The 469-nt window shown below is 72.1% G+C and carries 1 protein-coding gene; it reads left to right on the plus strand.

The genetic code is table 11. The annotated features are described in order from the left end of the window. Positions 1–328 (plus strand): alpha/beta fold hydrolase (locus FLP08_RS16755; protein WP_162431132.1); only part of this gene is annotated, 328 nt, incomplete at its 5' end. Positions 329–469: the final 141 nt, after the last annotated feature.

Consider the following 469-nt stretch of genomic DNA (forward strand, 5'->3'; position numbering starts at 1 on the left):
CAGCCAGGGTGCGCGCGACCCTCGGACCCTGGCGCGGCAACTGCAGGTGGCGCTGCCGCAGCTGGAGCGCGAGGCGCTGGTCGCCGGCCTGCAGTTGCTCGGCCAACTGGATACCCGGGCCGCCCTGGAAAACTTCCGCGGGCCGCAATTGCACCTGTTCGCCGAAGCCGATGCGCTGGTGCCGCTGGCCGCCGCCGAGGCCCTGCTCGAGTGGCTGCCGGACGTCGAGGTCTCGACCCTGGCGGCCAGTCACGGCCTGCCGCTGGAATGCCCGGACGAGGTGGCCAGCGCAATCCTGAGATTCCTTCGCGAGGGTGACGATGCCTGACGATTCCTCGCCGCTGCTGGCGCCCCATGGCGTTGCCGCGCTGCCCGACAAGCGCCAGGTCGCCGCGTCGTTTTCCCGCGCGGCGGCCAGCTACGACGCGGTGGCCGAACTCCAGCGCGGCGTCGGTGAGAGCCTGCTGTC

Origin of the sequence: Christiangramia aestuarii, assembly GCF_009735585.1 — a bacterium.
In the GTDB taxonomy this organism is placed as follows: Bacteria; Bacteroidota; Bacteroidia; order Flavobacteriales; family Flavobacteriaceae; genus Christiangramia; species Christiangramia aestuarii.